Origin of the sequence: Streptomyces sp. NPDC050416 (assembly GCF_044458845.1) — a bacterium.
Taxonomy (GTDB): Bacteria; Actinomycetota; Actinomycetes; order Streptomycetales; family Streptomycetaceae; genus Streptomyces.
This window is the reverse complement of the sequence record NZ_JBITII010000007.1, coordinates 299359-317241: the sequence shown is the minus strand read 5'-3', so window position 1 is coordinate 317241 and position 17883 is coordinate 299359. Positions and strand designations below refer to the sequence as shown.

The following is a 17883-nucleotide window of genomic DNA, read 5'->3' as shown; positions in this document are numbered from 1 at the left end:
TGTCCCTCACAGGGTCTCGAAGGTGTCGTTCTCCGCGTGGTGTTGCCACACGGTTCCGGTGTGCACTTCGTAGAACCATGCGTGCAGACCGATGCGGTCCTCCGCCAGCCGGCGCTCGATGCACGGGTACGACCGCAGTCGCAGCACCTGGGTGAGGACGTGGTTCTGCACGGCTTCGGCGACCGTCGGGTCGGCCGGGTCCTCGCACTTGGGCTCTTCGGCGGCGTGCGCGAGCCAGTCGCGCACCGCCGGTACGGCGGCGAGGTCGTCGCCCCGGACCACCGCGCCCACGGCACCGCAGTGCGAGTGGCCGCAGACCACGATGTCCTTGACGCCGAGCACTTCCACGGCGTACTCGATGGTGGCCGCCTCGGACGTGGGGTGCTCCAAGGCGTACGGGGGGACGATGTTGCCCGCGGTGCGCAGCTCGAAGAGCTCGCCGGGCCGGGCGCCCGTGATCAGGGCAGGTACGACCCTGGAGTCGGAGCAGGTGATGAACAGGACGTCGGGGGACTGGCCCTCGGCGAGGCGGGCGAACTCCTCAGGGCGCTGTCCGAACATGCGGGCGTTGTCGATGAGGGGTTGCATAAGTGGTGACTCCTCCTGGCGCGCAGTGGGGGCGCGTCGGACGGGCATGACAGAGGTGGGGGATGGAACTGCTCTGTTCCTCAGCAGCGGAAGACCTGCAGCGCCGCCGGAGTGCGCGACGCCGAGGATCTCGACGTGCGTTCGTGCGCGACGCCGGGTGTGACCCGGTCCGGTGCTGTCGGCGGGATGTGCCTCAGCAGGTGCCGATCGGGCGCCGAGGGCGCGGAGTCGGTGCTGTGGAACCGGTCGCGGGTCCGCAGGGGGCCGGTCGGGCCCCTGTGGTGTCCGGCGCGGCAGTTCGCGATCTCGTCGCGCAGCGCCTTCCCGGAAAGCTTGGTTCCGGGGCGTGAAGCCTTGCCGGAAGGTTCAGTTCCGACCTGAGCCTTGGCCTCGACTTCACTGGACGTGTGCGCGGATGCGAAGGATGCCGTCGGTGCGAAGAGCTGGAGGGCGAGCAGGACGGCGGCGAGGAGCGAAACCACGGTCCGTGCCGTCGTACCTCGGTGCATGCGCCCCCCTTCCGCTGATTCGCACGTCTAGCATTGACCAACACTTGGTCAATGACTGGTCAAGAAACACGTTAACCCTGCAAGGTCGTTTGCAGGGTTAACTTAACGTTTCAAGCTGAAGAGAGCCTGAAAACCGTAGGTGGGCTGGCTTGAACTGCTCCTTGTCCTACGGTGGTTCGGCGCGATATCGGGGCTGTGGTTACCGGGCGTTCGCCAGCTTGCCCGCGTCGCGGGCCAGGGCGGTGAGCCGGGAGATGGCCCGGAAGTACTTCTTGCGGTAGCCGCCGTTCAGCATCTCGTCGCTGAAGAGCTGGTCGAAGGGCACGCCCGAGGCCAGCACGGGCACTTCACGGTCGTAGAGCCGGTCCGCGAGGACGACGAGCCGGAGCGCCGTCGACTGGTCGGGAACCGGTCGTACACCGGTGAGGCAGACGGCCTTGATTCCATCGGTCAGGGCGCCGTACCGGCTGGGGTGGACGCGGGACAGGTGTTCCAGGAGGGGCGAGAATGCGTCGAGGGACGCGCCCTCGGTGGCGTGTGCCGTCTTGGTCACCTGTTCGTCGGAGTACGGCGGCGGCGCCTCGGGCAGGCCGCGGTGGCGGTAGTCCTCGCCGTCGATGCGCAGGGCGCGGAAGTGGGCCGACAGTCCCTGGATCTCGCGCAGGAAGTCGGCCGCGGCGAAGCGGCCCTCGCCGAGCTTGCCGGGCAGCGTGTTGGAGGTGGCGGCGAGCGCGACGCCCGCGTCGACGAGCTTGCCGAGCAGGGTGGAGACCAGGACGGTGTCGCCGGGATCGTCGAGCTCGAACTCGTCGATGCACAGCAGGCGGTGGCCGGACAGGGTCTGGACGGTCTGCTGGAACCCGAGGGCGCCGACCAGGTTGGTCAGCTCCACGAAGGTGCCGAACGCCTTGAGCGCGGGCTCGGCCGGGGTGGCGTGCCAGAGGGAGGCCAGCAGGTGGGTCTTGCCGACGCCGTAACCGCCGTCGAGGTAGACGCCGCGCGGGCCGGCCGGGGCCTTCTTCGGCGCCCTGGCGAACCCGAACAGCCGCCGCTTGCCGGAATCGCCCGCTCCTTGGCCGAGACCCGCCGCGAAGCCCTCCAGAACCCGGACGGCCTCCGTCTGGCTGGGCTGGTTCGGGTCCGGGATGTACGTGCTGAAGCGCACCGAGTCGAAACGTGGCGGCGGCACCATCTCGGCGACCAGCCGGTCCGCGGGCACGTGCGGCTCACGGGCGCACAGCGAGAGCGGGGCCGCGTCGGTCATGGGGCCGGTTCCGGAGGGGGCAGGGGAGGAGGACACGGTTCACCATGCTAGAGCCTGTCCGGCGGACCAAGCCGTGCCGGATGTCCCAGGGCCTTGTGGCGCAGGCGAGCGGGGTCTGTGCGTCCAGCTGCAAGGCGGAGGAAGGCGTCGACGCGATGGGGGCACCGTCCGCGCGAGCGAAGCCGAGCACGGGGGAATCGCAACTGACGACAACGCCGCAGATGGGCGTTCCAGAACCCGCGACCTACGGCTGGTCCGCCGGACAGGCTCGCAGGGGCGTGGAACACTGCACGGCATGCGACGTCTGTTCCCTGTGACCGATGAAACAGCAGCTCCGGACTCGGGCGCCAGGCCCGGGGAAGAGGATCGCGGCGGGGCCGGACGGGAGTGGAGTCTGGCCGAGCTGGCCGCCGCGTACGCCTATCCCGCGGCGGGGCCCGGCGGGCCGCTGCCGTGGCTGCGCGCCAACATGGTGTCCACGCTGGACGGCGCCGCCCAGCACGACGGCCGTTCGCAGCCCATCTCCAACAAGACCGACATGCGGATCTTCGGCACCCTGCGGGCACTGGCGGACGTCGTGGTCGTCGGCGCGCAGACGGTGCGCCAGGAGGGCTACCGGCCGGCACGCGCGCGTGAGGAGTTCGCGGAGCGGCGGGAGGCGGCAGGGCAGGGCCCCGCACCCGCGATCGCGGTGGTCTCCGCCAGCCTGGACCTGGACTTCTCGCTGCCCCTGTTCACCTCGCCCCTGGTGCCCACCATGATCCTCACAGGGGCCTCGGCCGCCCCGGACCGGGTCGCCGCCGCCGAGAAGGCGGGCGCCCGGGTGGTCACCGCCGGGGACGGCATCGGCGTGGACCCGGCCCGTGCCGTCCGGGCCCTCGCCGCCCTCGGCTACACCCGGCTGCTGACCGAGGGCGGCCCGCGGTTGCTCGGGCAGCTGGTCGCGGCCGGCGTGCTCGACGAGCTGTGCCTGACCGTCTCCCCACTGCTCACCGCGGGCGACGCGCAGCGCATCGCCGGGGGGCCCGCCGTCACGGTGCCGCAGCGCTTCAGGCTGGTGTCGATGCTGGAGGAGGACGGCTTCCTGTACACGCGGTACGGGCGGTCCTGACCACTGAACCGCCCGGCACGGGGTACAGGTCTCGGCGGCCGGGAAACCGAACCGGTCGGTGGGTCCGGAATCGGTGCGATGGCCGTCGTCGGTCCGGTAATCGGCGGAATGTGCCGTTCCGTTTGGTTTCCGGAGGGCACACTGGATCCGGCAGTGCCCGTGCGACCACGGGGCAGGATGGTTTCCGCAGGGCCCGGGGCAGCCCACGGAGGAATGGGGCCGCGGGCCCCCGGGAGCAGAAGGGGCGCCTGGTGTTCACAAGCGTATTGATGATCGAGAAGGCCCTGACGTCCGCCGACGTGGAGTTCGTCACTACGTTGCACGGGGAGGAGCCGGTCTCCTTCCAGGTGCTGCTCCAGCCGCGCGGCGAGCAGGCGGACCGGCTGCTGCGGGCCATCGACGACGTCGCGCTCGGCGAGCTCGACGAGGCCGTCCGTGAGGGGGAGACACCGGAGGGCGAGGAAGCGCTGAGTGTCGGGCAGCGGGCGCTGGAGGTCTCGCTCGCGGCGCTGCGGGCCTCCGGGAGCGAGGCCGAGGGGCGGCTGATCGAGGATCATCCGCTGGACGCGCTGAAGTCCCTGGTGGAGGAGGTCGGCGCGGACGAGGTCATCGTGCTGACCGACCCCCATTACGTGGAGGAGTTCTTCCACCGGGACTGGGCCTCCCGGGCACGGCACAAGGTGGGTGTGCCGGTGCTGAAGCTGTTCTCGCACAGCAAGGCGTAGTGCCTGGCACAGTGCCGCGCGCTCCTGAAATAGGCTGTGGGCGCTAACCGTCCTTGAACGCTCTTGGAGATCCGCATGGCACCCGGCCTTCCCACCGCCATGGACCGACCGCACTTCATCGGCATCGGCGGGGCCGGAATGTCGGGGATCGCGAAGATCCTCGCGCAGCGCGGGGCCGTCGTGGCCGGCAGCGACGCCAGGGAGTCGGCGACGGCCGAGGCGCTGCGGGCGCTGGGGGTGACGGTGCGCATCGGGCACGCCGCCGAGCACCTGGCCGACGACGCCAGCTGTGTGGTCGTGTCCTCGGCGATCCGGCAGGACAACCCCGAGCTGGCCCGCGCCGCCGAACTCGGCATCCCCGTCGTGCACCGCTCCGACGCGCTCGCCGCCCTGATGGAGGGCCTGCGCCCGATCGCGGTCGCCGGCACGCACGGCAAGACGACCACGACCTCCATGCTGGCCGTGTCGCTCAGCGAGCTGGGCCTGAAGCCGTCGTACGCGATCGGCGGCGACCTGGACGCGCCCGGCTCCAACGCGCTGCACGGCGAGGGCGAGATCTTCGTCGCCGAGGCGGACGAGTCGGACCGCAGCTTCCACAAGTACGCGCCCGAGGTCGCCATCGTCCTCAACGTCGAGCTCGACCACCACGCCAACTACGCGTCGATGGACGAGATCTACCAGTCGTTCGAGACGTTCGTGGACCGTGTCACCGAGGGCGGCACGCTGGTGATCGCGGCCGATCAAGAGGGCGCGCGGGAGCTGACGCGCCGGGTCGCGGGTCGCGGTGTGCGGGTGGTGACGTACGGCGAGTCCGAGGACGCCGGCGTGCGCATCCTGTCGGTCGTGCCGCAGGGCCTGAAGAGCGAGGTCACCGTGGTGCTGGAGGGCAAGGAACTGACCTTCACGGTCTCCGTGCCCGGCCGCCACTACGCGCACAACGCGGTGGCCGCGCTCGCGGCGGGCGTCGCGCTCGGCGTCCCCGCCGAGGAGCTGGCCCCGGCCCTGGCGGCGTACACGGGCGTGAAGCGGCGGCTCCAGCTCAAAGGCGAGGCCGCGGGAGTGCAGGTCATCGACTCCTACGCGCACCACCCCACCGAGATGACCGCCGACCTGGAGGCCATGCGCGGGGCGGCGGGTGACGCCCGGATCCTGGTCGTCTTCCAGCCGCACCTCTTCTCGCGGACCCAGGAGCTGGGCAAGGAGATGGGCCAGTCCCTGGCCCTGGCGGACGCCTCGGTCGTGCTGGACATCTACCCGGCCCGTGAGGACCCGATCCCCGGCGTGACCAGCGAGCTGATCATCGAGGCGGCCCGGGCGGCGGGCGCGGACGTGACGCCGGTACACGACAAGGCGGACGTGCCCGCCGTGGTCGCGGGAATGGCGAGGCCGGGGGATCTCGTTCTCACCATGGGAGCGGGCGACGTCACCGACCTCGGCCCGCACATCCTGGACCGTCTGTCGAACTGAGGGGCTGGAGGCTCATGCCGTACGACGTCGAGAAGCCGGACGAGCAGTGGCGCGCGGAGCTGACCCCGGGCGAGTACGCGGTCCTGCGCCAGGCGGCCACGGAGCCCGCCTTCACCGGTGAGTACACCGACACCAAGACCCGGGGCGTCTACTCCTGCCGCGCCTGCGGGGCGGAGCTGTTCACCTCCGACACGAAATTCGAGTCCCACTGCGGCTGGCCGTCCTTCTTCGACCCGAAGGACACCGACGCGGTGGAACTGATCGAGGACCGTTCCCACGGCATGGTCCGCACGGAGGTGCGCTGCGCCCGCTGCGGCTCCCACCTCGGGCACGTCTTCGAGGGTGAGGGCTATCCGACACCCACCGACCAGCGGTACTGCATCAACAGCATCGCGCTGCGGCTGACGCCCGTCGACAGCTGAGGCGGGCCGCGGTCACCGGATCCGGCACTCCTTCACCGTGAGGGGTTTCGTGTCCCCCGCGGTGCGGCTGCACAGCACGCGGGTGTCGGCCGTGCCGTCGGCCGCGCGGCGGACCCGCTTGAGGACGATGCTGTGGCCGGTGCGGTCGCCGTACAGCGGGGCCCGGGTGAAGTCGATGGTGCCGGTGGCCATGCCCTCGATCTCGACGCTGCGCAGGTTCACCCAGGTCGAGGCGCGGCTCTGCGGCCGGTCGTCGCGGGTGGCCGCCCAGTACAGGGCGCGGGTCGCGTCGTGGGCCAGGGCGGTCTGGCCGCTGGCCAGGGCCGGACTGTCGTAGCGCACGCGCCGGCCCTGCAGACCGGGCAGGTACGCGGCGGCCGAGAGGTAGAAGGTCGTCTTGGTGGCGGCCGACTCCAGCTCGGCCAGGGCCGCGTGGTACAGCGTGACCTTCGGCGCGACGGACTGCCCGCCGGCGGTGAAGTCGGCTTTGGACAGGTCGTCGCCCGTGAGGATGGACAGGGGCTTTCCGGCGCAGCCCGGCTCGGTGCCCAGCTGGGTCATCAGGGGATCGATGTCCTCCACCCGGCCCGCGAAGTAGATCACGGACGGGACCCGGCCGCCCCGGCAGATCTCCTGGGCGTGCGAGCGGAGTTCGGGCTTGCCACCGCTGAGGACGTAGCGGCGCGGCTCGAGCCGGGCGAAGCCCTGCCGGCGCAGCATCTCCTGGCCGTAGCGGGCCTGTTCGTCGGTGTACAGGTCGTCGGTGTTCGCCGTGTCGCGGGCGAGGACGAGGCCGTACTGCCGTCGGTCCGGTCTGCGCAACTGGGCCGCGATCAGGCCGAGTTGCTCGATCTGCCACTCGTCGGTGGCGGCCAGGCTGAACCAGTTGGCGAACTCGCGGGGCAGATACGTGGCGGAGTTGGTGCCGGAGACGACCGGGAGGCCGGCCTCCAGCAGGGTGCGCGTCGTCGCCCTGCTCGACTCCAGGTCGCGGCCCGTGCCGACGACCCCCACCACGGTCGGGTCGTCGGCGGCGTACGCGGCGATGGCCTTGGCCATCTCCTTCTGGTGGCCCAGGTCCACGCCGCCGTTGGCGACCAGGACGCGCAGCTTCACACTGGAGTTCTTGTTGATCACGGCCTGCGCCAGATGGACACCCGCCAGCTCCTCGGCGCCCTTCACGAAGGACGAGCCGGCCGGGTCGGCGCTCAGCGGGCCGGCGTAGACGACGGTGACGTACTTGCCGGAGTGGCGTGCGAGGACGTCCGCGTTCTGCCCGGCGATGCGGTCCTCCAGTTCGTCCACCGTCCAGGGCGTTTCGTCGTCGGCGGTCAGTGTCCTGATCTCGTCGGAGGGCTTGGGGGCGGGCAGCCAGTCGGCGAAGCGGACGCCGCCCGTCGCTATGCCTATGCACTCCGTGTCGCCGCCGGGCGTCCGTTCGAGCCGGGTGTCGCGGTTGGCGGTCAGTACGGATGCCGAGCAGTACCGGTCCTGGAGGGAGTCGGCGCGCATGACGGTGCCGGCGGCCAGCAGGACGGTCACCAGGACCAGGGTGTGCAGGGCCCACACCAGCCGGGCGAGCGTCGGCCGGGTGGCGGCCCGCAGATGGCGGTGGCGTTCCTCGACGGGACCGAGCTGGTCGTGCGGCAGCGGTATCTTCATCACCCAGGGCAGGACGGACCGCTCCCGGCTGGGCGACTGCTCGGCGCGCAGGTCGCGTGCCCACTCCCGGTACCAGGTGCGCAGCCGCTCGCCGAACCGGGGCGGTACGGGTTCGGGGTCGGGCGCCGTCCGGACCACGCCGCGCTCCAGGCGCGGCACCTCGTCGGAGCGGACCGCGGCGACCACCAGCAGCGGATCGAGCTCGCTGCGCCGGCTGCGGACGTCGCTGATCGCCCTGATCAGTTCGATGCCGCCGTTGCGGTCGTCCGCGTGCGGCAGGAACAGCATGGGCGGGCGCGGCCGTTTGAAGCCGCGCAGGTCCCAGCTCCAGCGGCGGTGGTTGTCCCGCAGGTCCTCCCGCAGCGCCAGCACGCACAACTGGAGGTGGAAGTCGCCGCCCGCCGTGAGCGCCTCGGCCACGTCGTACGCCCGGGCCGCGATCGCCTTCCAGGAGCGCACCGGCCGCAGCAGCGACACCTCGGTCGGATCGTCCTGGTCCGCCGCCCTGAGGAAGGTCGTCGTCATGAACCAGCGGCTCTCCCGGCGCAGCCACAGGAAGATCGGCGCCCGCCCCGGCAGGACGTAGTTGAGGACGGTCAGCAGCAGCAGGAAGGCGAGGCCGGCCGCCACCGCCACGAACCAGTCGCTGCGGGCGAGGAGTGCGGCGAGCACGGTCACGAGGCTCGCGGGCAGGATGTGCGCCATGTCGAACAGCGGCAGGCCCGAGCGCCACCGCGCGGTGCCCTTCGGGCGCCAGCGCTGCCGGGCCAGCTGGTCGAGCAGCCGCTGCCGCTGGTCCTGCCCGGCCTCGGGGCTGCCCGGGGCGGGCGCCGGCCACGTGTCGCCGAGCGCCGCGACCGCGTCGTCGATGGCGTGCACCAGCCGCAGCCGCGGGAACGCGTAGCGCCGGTAGACCGCCTTCGGGCCGCCCCACTTCTTCGGGTCGCTCAGCGCCCGCACCATGGCCGCGGCCCGGCGCACCTCCGTCGGGCCCTCGTAGACGTCCTGCGCTACCGCGCAGCGCGTGCCGTGCGCCTCCTGGCCCGTGTACAGCTGCCGGACCAGCCCGGTCACGGCGTCGTCGTCCGCGCTGTCCTGCGCGTGCACGACGAACACCGGCATCGGCGGCTCGGTGCTCGTGCGGAAGTCCTGGATGAGGATTTCCAGCTGATCCTGGAGGTGGACCGCGGCGCCGGTCTCCGGCATGCCGTCATGTCCCCCAGGGCAGTCCGGCGGCGTGCGATCTGTGTTCACCATGGGCAACCCCCGTTCACCTTCGGTGACTTACGAGGCTAGCCGCTGTGAGTGGGGTGCGAGTGGGTGACGGACGAACTTCAGGAACGTTTCGGCTGGTCTGCTCGGCCAAAGGTCTTGAAGGGACGGCCTTGAATCGGCGAGCCACCGGCCGGTTGACTTTTGGCTGAGCCAGCCACAGGATTCCCGGGGTGACCCACTCCGCGCCGCTGCCTCCCGCCCTCGACGAGGCCGCCCACCGCTGCCTCGTCGCCGGTTTCGCCGGCACCACGACCGTGCCCGACACCCTCAAGCGGCTCATCGACCAGGGCCTCGGCGGGGTCATCCTCTTCACCCGGAACGTGCGCGACGCCCAGCAGGTGCGCCGGCTCACCGACGCCCTGCGGGCCCTGCGGCCCGACCTCATCGTGGGCATCGACAACGAGGGCGGCGGCATCGGTCACCTGGTCGCCGCGGGCGCGCCGGACGTGCCCGGCTCCTACGCACTCGGCGTCGCCGACGACCCGGCCCTCACCGCCCGCTGCGCCGACGCGCTCGCCGGGCATCTGGCCACGCTCGGCATCACCGCCTCCTACGCCCCCGTGGCCGACCTCCAGCACCATCCGCGCAACCCGATCGTGCGCACCCGCTCCTTCGGTGCCGAGCCCGCGCTCGCCGCCCGGCATCTGCGGGCCTGGATCACCGCCACCGAGCGGCGGGGCGTCGCCTCCTGCGCCAAGCACTTCCCCGGCCACGGCGGCACCGAGACCGACAGCCATCACGGCATCGCCGTCGACCCGCGGTCGTACGACGAACTGCGCGCCGACCTCGAACCGTTCCGCGCGGCCGTCGACGCCGGCGTGCCGATGCTCATGAGCGCGCATGTCGTCTTCCCGGCGCTGGACCCCGAGCGGCCCGCCACCCTGAGCCGCCGCATCCTGGGCGATCTGCTCCGCCACGAGCTCGCCTTCGACGGAGTCCTGGTCAGTGACGCGCTGGAGATGAAGGCCATAGCCGACCGCTACGGCGAGGCCGCCGGGGCGCGGATCGCCCTGGCGGCGGGTGCCGACCAGGTCATCGTGGCCGTGCCGGACCTGGAGGTCACCCTGGCCTGCCGGGACGCGGTGCGGGGCGCGCTGCGCACCGGTGCGCTGGCCGAGGAGCGGCTGTGGGAGGCCGCCGGGCGGGTGCGGCGGCTCGCCGCACGCTACGCGGTGACGGACGGGGCGGTCGGGGGCTGGGACGCGGGGGCCGGGCTGGAGGGCGCCCGCCGGGCCGTCCGCGGCGGCCCGGTGCCGGCCGGCGTGCGGGGCGCCCACGTCGTCGACCTGTACCCGCCGCCGCACCCCGTGCTCAACTGGGGCGGGGAGGACCTGCTGACGGAGGTGCGCGCCGTCGACCCCACGGCCACGGGGACGGCGGTCACCGGGGAGCCTGCGGATCCGGCCGCCGTGGTGGCGGGCATCCTCGGCGCGTCCGGCGACGCGCCGCTGGTCGTCGCCACCTGCGACGCCGGGCTGCACCCCTGGCAGGAACGGCTGCGGACCGCCCTGCTGGCCCGTCGGCCCGATGCCGTACGGGTCGACACCGGGCTGCCGGAGCGGGGAGCGCTGTGCTCCTACGGGCGGGGGCGGGTGAATCTGCGGGCGATCGCGGAGGTACTGGCGGGCGGCTGAGCCCTATGGCGTCGCCTGCGGCGGCTCTACGGCATCCCGGCGGTATCCGTGCGGCGTCGCCTGCCTGCGGCGGCTGCACGGCGCCCCGGCGGCGGCTCTACGGCAACCCTGCGGCATCCGCGCGGCTTCCCTGCGGCACCCCTATGGCACCCGTACGACCTCCTTGATGCCGCGGGCCGCCAGGTGGGCGGCGTCGTCCGCCCGGGCCGCCAGGACCACCGCCGGGCGGACGCCCTCGGTGCGCAGGGTCATCCACGCGTCGAAGTACGCGCCTCCCGGGCCGGACACGGAACGCGTGGACGGCGTGCAGTCCAGGACCAGGGCCGTGTCGCGGGGGCGGGCCGGGTGGTGCCCCGCGCGGACCTCCGCGACCGTCTCGGCGAGGGCGGTCGCGATCGGCTTGGCGCTGCCCCGCGCGTCGAACAGGCCCAGGGTGTACTCCAGTTCCGGGTAGTCGGCCAGGGCGCGGTCCACGTCGTGGGAGCACCACCACGTCACGCCCCACAGGCCCTCGCACCCGGCCGCGTTCCGTACGGTCGCCCGGGCGAACCCGGGCGCGTCGGCCGCCGGGATGTGTGGTTCGGGGGCGCCCGTCTCCTGGACCCAGACCGGGCGGGCCGGGTCCTCCGCGTAGGCCTTGGCGAGTTCCGTGCCGTACTCGGCGAGGTGCAGCACCTGCGGGGAGCGGGGGCCGTAGCGGCGGGCGCAGTCGCCGGAGAACACCCAGGGGTGGACGGTGGTGACGTCGCCCTTGCGGGCCGAGGCCTCAGGGGTGAAGGGATGGTCGTCGCCGTACCAGGCGGCGTCGTAGGCGGAGTGGGTCGCGAGCCGGCCCGGCGGCAGGTGCTCGCGGGTGGCGGCCAGCAGGGTGTCGAGGTAGTGGTCCACCTCGTCCGGGGTCACCGGGTTGTGCTCGACCAGGTTGTTGAGCTCGTTGCCGAGCTGGAGACCGATGAGGTTGGGGCGGCCGGCGAGGGCGCGGCCGAGGGTCCGCAGGAGTTCGGCCTGGGCGGCGACGGCCTCCGGGTCGGTGAAGACATTGCGGTGGTGCCAGCTGCGGGTCCACTCCGGGTAGAAGTCGAAGCTGGACAGATGGCCCTGCACGCCGTCCACGAGGACGTCCAGACCGGCCTCGGCGGCCAGGTCGACCAGGTGCGTCAGCTGGTCGACCGCGGCGGTGCGGATGAGTGTGCGGTTGGGCTGGAGGAGCGGCCAGAGGTGGAAGACCCGGACGTGGTCGAGGCCGAGCGCGGCGATCTGGTCCAGGTCCTCGCGGGCGTGCTTCGGGTCGAAGTCGTGCCAGGAGTGGAACCAGCCGCGGCGGGGCGTGTAGTTGACGCCGAAGCGGAGCGTGGGGATGGGATCCTCCTCGGGTCGAGGCCTGCCTGGTGCTTGCCCTGGATGAATACATCAATCACCATAGTCGGCAATGGGTAATGAATTGAACCAGGAGCGTCAAGGCGTCTCGGCCCTGGTGATCGGAATCGACGCGGGCGGCACGCGGACCCGTGCGGTCCTGGCGACGGCGGACGAGGGGCGTCCGGTGGGCGAGGGCGCCGCCGGGCCGGGCAACGCGCTGACCGTGCCGTCGCCGCAGCTCACCGAACACCTCGTCGAGGCCGTCGGGCGGGCCGTGCCGGAGCCGGTCCGGGACCGGGTCGTGGCCGTGGCCGGCGGTTTCGCGGGCGCGACCGGCGCCGCCGCCGACGAGCCGGGGCGGCGCAACGCCTTGACCGCCCTCACCGCCGCCCTGCACCGGCTGGGCATCGACGCCGGCCCGCCGGTCATCGGCAGCGACATCGAAGCGGCCTTCGCCTCCGCGCCGGGCGCCCCGTCCGACGGTCTCGCCCTGGTGGCCGGCACGGGCGCGGTCGCCATGCGCGTCACCGGCCGCCGTGCCGTCACCACCGTGGACGGCGACGGCTGGCTCCTAGGCGACGACGGCAGCGGCTTCTGGATCGGCCGCGCGGCGGTACGGGCCGCGCTGCGCATGGCCGACGGCAGGGGCGCGCCGACCGCACTGGCGGAGGCGGTGGGGCGGGAACTCGGACTGCCGGGCGACGTCCTGCCCGGCGGTGGCGCGGCCGGTGGCGCGGTGCGGAGACTGTCCCCGGACGTGGTCCCGGGCACCGCGGAGGGCACGTCCCGTGACGGGCGGCAGGAGGGCGTACCGCCGGTGACGGGGCCGAGCGCTGAGGGTGGGTGGTCGGCGGGTCCGGGGCAGTCAGGAGGGGGCGGGGACATGGGTGGGCGGTCGGCGGGGCCGGGGCGGTCTGGAGGGGCCGGGGCTGTGGGGGGAGGGCCGGGGGAGACCGGTGTGGACGGGGACGCGACCGGCGTGACCGGACCTGCGGAGGGCGCGCCGGGCCACGGGCGGAAAGAGGCAGCGCGGCCGGGGCCCGGGGCGAGCGCCGCGGGTGGGCGGTCGGCGGGTCCGGGGCCGTCCGGAGGGGCCGGGGACATGGGTGGGCGGTCGGCGGATCCGGGGCGGCCCGGAGGGGCTGGGGGTGAGGGCTCTGCGGATCAGCCGCGGAGCGGCGTGGTTGGCGGCGCGGGTGGAGGGCCAACGGGCCCGGGGCAGGCAGGTGTTGCCGGGGGCGCGGGGCAGGCCGGAGTGGGCAGGGGCACCGCGCAGTCCGGCGTGGCCAGAGGCCCGGGCCAGGTCGGTGTTGCTGGGGCTTCGGTCGTGGGGCGGCGGCCCCTTCCGCCCCACGACCACATCCCCTGGTCCCGCCCCCACCGCGAGGCCTACCGCAGGCACCTGCTCCCCGCCGTCATGGCCGAGCCCCCCATCCGTCTGGCGCGGCTCGCGCCGCTGGTCGTCGCGGCGGCGCGGGACGTCGGGGATCCGGTCGCCCTGGCGATTCTCGACGAGGCGGCGGATCAACTCACCGAGAGCGTGCGGGCGTTGGAGCCGAAAGCCGGGGAACGGGTGGTCGCCACCGGTGGGCTGCTCGGGCCCGACGGGCCCCTCACCGACCGCCTCGAGGCCCGTCTCCGTGCCCTCGGCCTGACCCTCGACTGGGTCCCCGACGGCTGCCGGGGCGCCGTCGCCCTGGCCCGCCTCGCCCACGGCGGCCGTACGTGACCGCCACCCGGCAGGGCACGCCCCTGTACCGCGACCCCGCCGCCCCGGTCGACGCCCGCGTCCGTGACCTGCTCTCCCGTATGACCCTGCGCGAGAAGGCCGGCCAGCTCAACCAGCGGATGTACGGCTGGGACGCCTACCGCCGCACCCCCGACGGCGGCTTCGAACTCACCGACGCCCTGTACGCCGAGACCGAGCGCTTCGCCGGACTCGGCGCGCTGTACGGGCTGCTGCGCGCCGACGCCTGGTCCGGGGTGGACCACGCCACCGGTTCCGGCGCGCCGGACGGCGCTGAACTGGCCCACCTCGTCCAGCGCCACGTCGTCGCGTGCAGTCGCCTCGGCATCCCCGCCCTGTTCGTCGAGGAGATGCCGCACGGGCACATGGCCCTCGACGGCACGGTTCTGCCCGTCAACCTGGCCGTCGGCGCCGGCTGGGACCCCGGACTGTACGAGCGGGCCGCCGCGCACGCCGCCGCCGAACTGCGCGCCCGGGGCGGGCATGTCGCCCTGGTCTCGGCGCTCGACATCGCCCGTGATCCACGCTGGGGGCGCACCGAGGAGTGCTTCGGCGAGGATCCGTATCTGGCCGCACGGCTGACGGAGGCGCTGGTGCGCGGCATGCAGGGCGCGCCCGCTCCGTACTTCCCCGCCGACAAGGCCCCCGTCGTCCTGAAGCACTTCGCCGGACAAGGAGCCACCGTCGGCGGCCGCAACTCCGCCGAGTCCGAGCTCGGGCTCCGGGAGCTGCACGACATCCACCTCCCCGCCGCCCGCGCCGGGGTCCGGGCCGGGGCCGCCGCCGTCATGGCCGCCTACAACGAGGTGGACGGCCTGCCCTGCTCCGGCAACCGCGCCCTGCTCCACGAACTGCTCAGAGAGCGCTGGGGTTTCCAGGGCCTCGTCATGGCGGACGGGCTGGCCGTGGACCGGCTGGCCCGGATCACCGGGGACAAGGTCTCCGCGGGCGCCCTCGCGCTCGACTCGGGTGTGGATCTGAGCCTGTGGGACGAGGGGTTCACGCATCTGGAGGCGGCGGTCGAGCGAGGCCTGGTGAGCGAGGCCGCTCTCGACGAGGCCGTGGCGCGCGTCCTGCGGCTGAAATTCCGCCTGGGGCTGTTCGAACAGCCCTACCGCACTTGCCCATTGCCTCCCCCGGCCGTCGGACGCGACCTGAGCACCGCCCTCGCCCGCGCCGCCGTCACCCTCCTCCGCAACGACCACGACCTGCTGCCCCTATCCCCGGGGACCGTCTCCCGTATCGCCGTCCTGGGCTCGCACGCCGACACCGTCACCCACCAACTGGGCGACTACACCGCCCCGCAACGGCCCGGCACTGGCACCAGTGTCCTCGACGGGCTGCGCAATCTCGCCCCGCCCGGCGTCGACATCCGCCACGCCCGGGGCTGCGCCCTCACCGGCGGCGACATGTCCGGCATCCCCGAGGCGATCGCCCAGGCCGCCGCATGCGATGTCGCCGTGCTGGTGCTGGGCGGCAGCAGCACGCGCTCGGCCGGGACCGAGTTCGACGCCAACGGGGCCGCGCGCACCGTCGTCTCCGAGATGACCTGCGGCGAGGGCGTCGACCTGGCCGGACTGCGGCTGGGCGAGGCGCAGTACGCGCTCCTGGACGCCGTCGTCGCGACGGGGACGCCGACCGTGGTCGTGCTGATCCAGGGCCGCCCGCACGTCGTGCCGGACACGGCGGCCGCGCTGCTCACCGCCTGGTACCCCGGCCCGTGGGGCGGTGAGGCGATCGCCGAGGTGCTGCTCGGGCTCGCCGAGCCGGCCGGCCGCCTGCCGCTCTCCGTGCCCCGCTCAGCGGCCCAGCTCCCCGTCTACTACAACCACAAGGACACCGAGTACGGCGGCTACGTGGACGACATCGCCGAGCCGCTGCACTCCTTCGGTCACGGACTGTCGTACACGACCTTCGCGTACGGCCCGCCGCGGCTGTCCGGGCACGGGGTCGAGGCCGACATCACCAACACCGGTCGGCGACATGGCCGTTCCGTCGCCCAGCTCTATCTGCGCCGGCTGCGGACCACCGTCTGGCCCCGCACGCTCGAACTGCACGGTTTCCGGGTCGTCGACCTGGCGCCGGGCGAGACCCGCACGGTCACGTTCCCGCTCGGCGCCGATTTCGCCGCCGCCGTTCCGCCCGGCACGGTGGTCGAGTTCCGCGTCGCCGCGTCCGCGCGGGCCGCCCTGACCGCCGTACCGACTCAGAGTTTCACGGCCCCCGAGGAAACGCCTTTGTAGAACCAGCGCTGGGTGATGACGAACAGCACGAGCACGGGGATCACGGAGATCACCGAGCCCGCCATCACCATCCGCTGGTCGTAGCCGAAGGACGAGGTCTGGAGCCGGGCCAGGCCCAGCGTCAGCGTGAAGTGGTCCTCGGTGCGCAGCACGATCAGCGGCCACAGGAAGTCGTCCCAGGCGCTGATGAAGGTGTTGATGGTGACGACGAGGATCGCGCCGTAGGCGGAGGGCAGATACAGGTACCGGAAGCGTTTCCACTCGCCCGCCCCGTCCAGCATCGCCGCGTCCTCGATCTCGCGCGGCACGGCGAGGAACGCGGCCCGCATGATGAGGACGTTGATCGCGGCGACGAAGCCGGGCAGCCAGACCCCGGCCAGGTGGTCGGCCAGGCCCATGTCCCGGATGCTCAGGAACAACGACACCATGATCGACTCGAAGGGGAACATCATGGACGCCAGCAACACGATCCAGACCAGCTTGCGGCCCTTCCAGCCGGGCTTGGACAGCATGTAGCCGGCCATCGTCGAGAAGACGAGCTGGCTGGTGATGGACAGCAGGGCGACGACCACACTGTTGCGGATGTACGTCCACACCGGCACCTGGTCGAAGACCTCGCGGTACGCCCGCAGCGACGGGTGACGGGGGATCAGGGAGGCGCCCGCACCGAAGACGTCCTCACCCGCGCCCTTGAGGGACGACAGCAGCTGCCACAGCAGGGGGCCGACGGTGATGAAGAGGACGAACACCAGCAGCAGGTAGCGGACGACCAGTTCGCGCGGGCGGCCGTAGTCCCGCCAGCGGGGCATCAGGCGGCGGCGCTTGTCGACGGCGGTCGTCATGCCTCGTCCTCCTTCGTCAGGCGCTGGGCGAGCAGCGTGAGGCCAAGGGTGAGTGCGAATAGGGCGACACTGACCGCCGCGCCGTAGCCGGCGTTGCCGGTGAGCGGGTCGAGGCCGACGTCGCGGATGTAGAAGGGCAGGGTGCGGTCGGCACCGCCGGGGCCGCCGGTGGCACCGCCCAGCATGTAGATCTCGGTGAAGACCCGCAGCGAGCCGATGCCGGTCAGGGTGCCGACCAGCATCATCGACTGGCGGACGCAGGGCACGGTGATGTGCCAGAACCGGCGCGCGGCACCCGCCCCGTCCACGGCCGCCGCCTCGTGCAGTTCCCTGGGGACGTTACCGAGGGCGGCCAGGTAGAAGATCATGTACCAGCCGAGGCCCTTCCACAGGGTCAGGCCCATCGCCGAGAGCAGGATCAGCCACGAGTCGGACAGGAACGGGATGGCCTCGCGGATGAGGTGCGCCTTCTGCAACCAGGTGTTGACCAGTCCCTGGTCGCTCAGCAGCCACTGCCAGCTCAGGCCCACGACCACGCTGGAGGCCAGGACCGGCGTGTAGAACGCCGAGCGGAAGAAGCCGATGCCCGGCAGGTTCTTCTCCACGAGGATCGCGAGCAGCAGCGGCAGCAGCACCATCAGCGGGACCACGAACAGCGCGTACAGCAGGCTGTTGCGGGTGGCCACCCAGAAGTCCGGATCGCCCAGCATCCGGCGGTAGTTCTCCAGGCCGACGACGTCGTACGCGCCGCCGAGCGGCTTGGCGTCGGTGAAGGAGACGACGACCGTGTTGAGGAACGGGAAGACCCCGAAGACGGTCGCGCCGAGGATCGCCGGGGTCATCCACAGCCACGGCAGCCACCAGCGGCGGTAGAGCGCCGCGCCCCCCGCGTCGGCGCTCGGGCCGGGCGTGACGAAGCGGAGGGCGCGGCGCAGGGGCCCCGGCGGACGGTGCGAGGGGGAAGCGCCGGGGCGGCGGGCGCCCGCACCCGGGGGAGCGGGGACGGGCGCCTGGTGGACGGTCGGCTGGGTCATC

At 72.8% G+C, this 17883-nt stretch carries 14 protein-coding genes; 7 read left to right on the top strand and 7 right to left on the bottom strand.

Translation table 11 applies throughout. The features are described from left to right. Window positions 1–6: 6 nt before the first annotated feature. The 3 genes from ACIBL4_RS23580 to zapE form a co-directional block, all read right to left on the bottom strand. Entirely contained in the window at window positions 7–588 is a 582-nt protein-coding gene (locus tag ACIBL4_RS23580; protein ID WP_399413122.1) for a carbonic anhydrase, read from the bottom strand. Between the two features lie 80 nt (window positions 589–668). Then, window positions 669–1097 carry a hypothetical protein gene (locus ACIBL4_RS23575; RefSeq protein ID WP_399413120.1) on the bottom strand — a complete coding sequence of 143 codons (429 nt, stop codon included), beginning with the start codon at window positions 1095–1097 and terminating at the stop codon, window positions 669–671. A gap of 199 nt (window positions 1098–1296) precedes the next feature. After that, the gene (gene zapE, locus ACIBL4_RS23570; protein ID WP_399413118.1) at window positions 1297–2361 is read right to left on the bottom strand and encodes a cell division protein ZapE; all 1065 of its coding nucleotides are present in this window, start codon (window positions 2359–2361) and stop codon (window positions 1297–1299) included. A 295-nt stretch (window positions 2362–2656) separates the two neighbouring features. Between zapE and ACIBL4_RS23565 the strand changes: the two genes are divergently transcribed. From ACIBL4_RS23565 to msrB, 4 genes are all read left to right on the top strand, one after another. After that, complete coding sequence (locus ACIBL4_RS23565) at window positions 2657–3472, top strand: pyrimidine reductase family protein (RefSeq protein ID WP_399413116.1); 816 nt, start codon at window positions 2657–2659, stop codon at window positions 3470–3472. 251 nt (window positions 3473–3723) lie between these two features. After that, entirely contained in the window at window positions 3724–4197 is a 474-nt protein-coding gene (locus tag ACIBL4_RS23560) for an indole-3-glycerol phosphate synthase (protein WP_174523302.1), read from the top strand. A 75-nt stretch (window positions 4198–4272) separates the two neighbouring features. Continuing rightward, complete coding sequence (gene murC / locus ACIBL4_RS23555; protein WP_399413113.1) at window positions 4273–5664, top strand: UDP-N-acetylmuramate--L-alanine ligase; 1392 nt, start codon at window positions 4273–4275, stop codon at window positions 5662–5664. A gap of 14 nt (window positions 5665–5678) precedes the next feature. Further along, a complete protein-coding gene (gene msrB, locus ACIBL4_RS23550; protein ID WP_399413111.1) occupies window positions 5679–6086 on the top strand; it encodes a peptide-methionine (R)-S-oxide reductase MsrB in 408 nt (135 codons plus the stop codon). A 12-nt stretch (window positions 6087–6098) separates the two neighbouring features. Here the strand turns inward: msrB and ACIBL4_RS23545 are convergent, their stop codons facing one another. Continuing rightward, complete coding sequence (locus ACIBL4_RS23545) at window positions 6099–8954, bottom strand: ABC transporter substrate-binding protein (RefSeq protein ID WP_399413109.1); 2856 nt, start codon at window positions 8952–8954, stop codon at window positions 6099–6101. Between the two features lie 239 nt (window positions 8955–9193). On the opposite strand from ACIBL4_RS23545, the gene ACIBL4_RS23540 reads away from it, so the two are divergent. Continuing rightward, window positions 9194–10657 carry a glycoside hydrolase family 3 N-terminal domain-containing protein gene (locus ACIBL4_RS23540; RefSeq protein WP_399413107.1) on the top strand — a complete coding sequence of 488 codons (1464 nt, stop codon included), beginning with the start codon at window positions 9194–9196 and terminating at the stop codon, window positions 10655–10657. 141 nt (window positions 10658–10798) lie between these two features. Here the strand turns inward: ACIBL4_RS23540 and ACIBL4_RS23535 are convergent, their stop codons facing one another. Continuing rightward, window positions 10799–12064: a glycosyl hydrolase gene (locus tag ACIBL4_RS23535; RefSeq protein WP_399413509.1), complete on the bottom strand. Its 1266-nt coding sequence runs from the start codon at window positions 12062–12064 to the stop codon at window positions 10799–10801. A gap of 22 nt (window positions 12065–12086) precedes the next feature. Between ACIBL4_RS23535 and ACIBL4_RS23530 the strand changes: the two genes are divergently transcribed. Both ACIBL4_RS23530 and ACIBL4_RS23525 read left to right on the top strand, forming a co-directional pair. Beyond that, complete coding sequence (locus ACIBL4_RS23530) at window positions 12087–13745, top strand: BadF/BadG/BcrA/BcrD ATPase family protein (protein WP_399413105.1); 1659 nt, start codon at window positions 12087–12089, stop codon at window positions 13743–13745. An 80-nt stretch (window positions 13746–13825) separates the two neighbouring features. Next, a complete protein-coding gene (locus ACIBL4_RS23525; RefSeq protein ID WP_399413507.1) occupies window positions 13826–16006 on the top strand; it encodes a glycoside hydrolase family 3 N-terminal domain-containing protein in 2181 nt (726 codons plus the stop codon). Here the strand turns inward: ACIBL4_RS23525 and ACIBL4_RS23520 are convergent. Together ACIBL4_RS23520 and ACIBL4_RS23515 are read right to left on the bottom strand one after the other, a co-directional pair. Continuing rightward, window positions 15970–16848: a carbohydrate ABC transporter permease gene (locus ACIBL4_RS23520; protein WP_399413103.1), complete on the bottom strand. Its 879-nt coding sequence runs from the start codon at window positions 16846–16848 to the stop codon at window positions 15970–15972. The two genes, ACIBL4_RS23525 and ACIBL4_RS23520, sit on opposite strands and share 37 nt — an antisense overlap. Continuing rightward, window positions 16845–17882 carry a carbohydrate ABC transporter permease gene (locus tag ACIBL4_RS23515; protein WP_399413101.1) on the bottom strand — a complete coding sequence of 346 codons (1038 nt, stop codon included), beginning with the start codon at window positions 17880–17882 and terminating at the stop codon, window positions 16845–16847. Before ACIBL4_RS23515 ends, ACIBL4_RS23520 begins: the two co-directional genes overlap by 4 nt. Window position 17883 lies beyond the last annotated feature (1 nt).

Bases quoted from the DNA above. Each gene is read 5' to 3' on its own strand.
- ACIBL4_RS23580 (WP_399413122.1), bottom strand. From the start codon at position 588: ATGCAACCCCTCATCGACAACGCCCGCATGTTCGGACAGCGCCCTGAG.
- ACIBL4_RS23575 (WP_399413120.1), bottom strand. From the start codon at position 1,097: ATGCACCGAGGTACGACGGCACGGACCGTGGTTTCGCTCCTCGCCGCC.
- zapE (WP_399413118.1), bottom strand. From the start codon at position 2,361: ATGACCGACGCGGCCCCGCTCTCGCTGTGCGCCCGTGAGCCGCACGTG.
- ACIBL4_RS23565 (WP_399413116.1), top strand. From the start codon at position 2,657: ATGCGACGTCTGTTCCCTGTGACCGATGAAACAGCAGCTCCGGACTCG.
- murC (WP_399413113.1), top strand. From the start codon at position 4,273: ATGGCACCCGGCCTTCCCACCGCCATGGACCGACCGCACTTCATCGGC.
- msrB (WP_399413111.1), top strand. From the start codon at position 5,679: ATGCCGTACGACGTCGAGAAGCCGGACGAGCAGTGGCGCGCGGAGCTG.
- ACIBL4_RS23545 (WP_399413109.1), bottom strand. From the start codon at position 8,954: ATGCCGGAGACCGGCGCCGCGGTCCACCTCCAGGATCAGCTGGAAATC.
- ACIBL4_RS23530 (WP_399413105.1), top strand. From the start codon at position 12,087: ATGGGTAATGAATTGAACCAGGAGCGTCAAGGCGTCTCGGCCCTGGTG.
- ACIBL4_RS23525 (WP_399413507.1), top strand. From the start codon at position 13,826: ATGACCCTGCGCGAGAAGGCCGGCCAGCTCAACCAGCGGATGTACGGC.
- ACIBL4_RS23520 (WP_399413103.1), bottom strand. From the start codon at position 16,848: ATGACGACCGCCGTCGACAAGCGCCGCCGCCTGATGCCCCGCTGGCGG.
- ACIBL4_RS23515 (WP_399413101.1), bottom strand. From the start codon at position 17,882: ATGACCCAGCCGACCGTCCACCAGGCGCCCGTCCCCGCTCCCCCGGGT.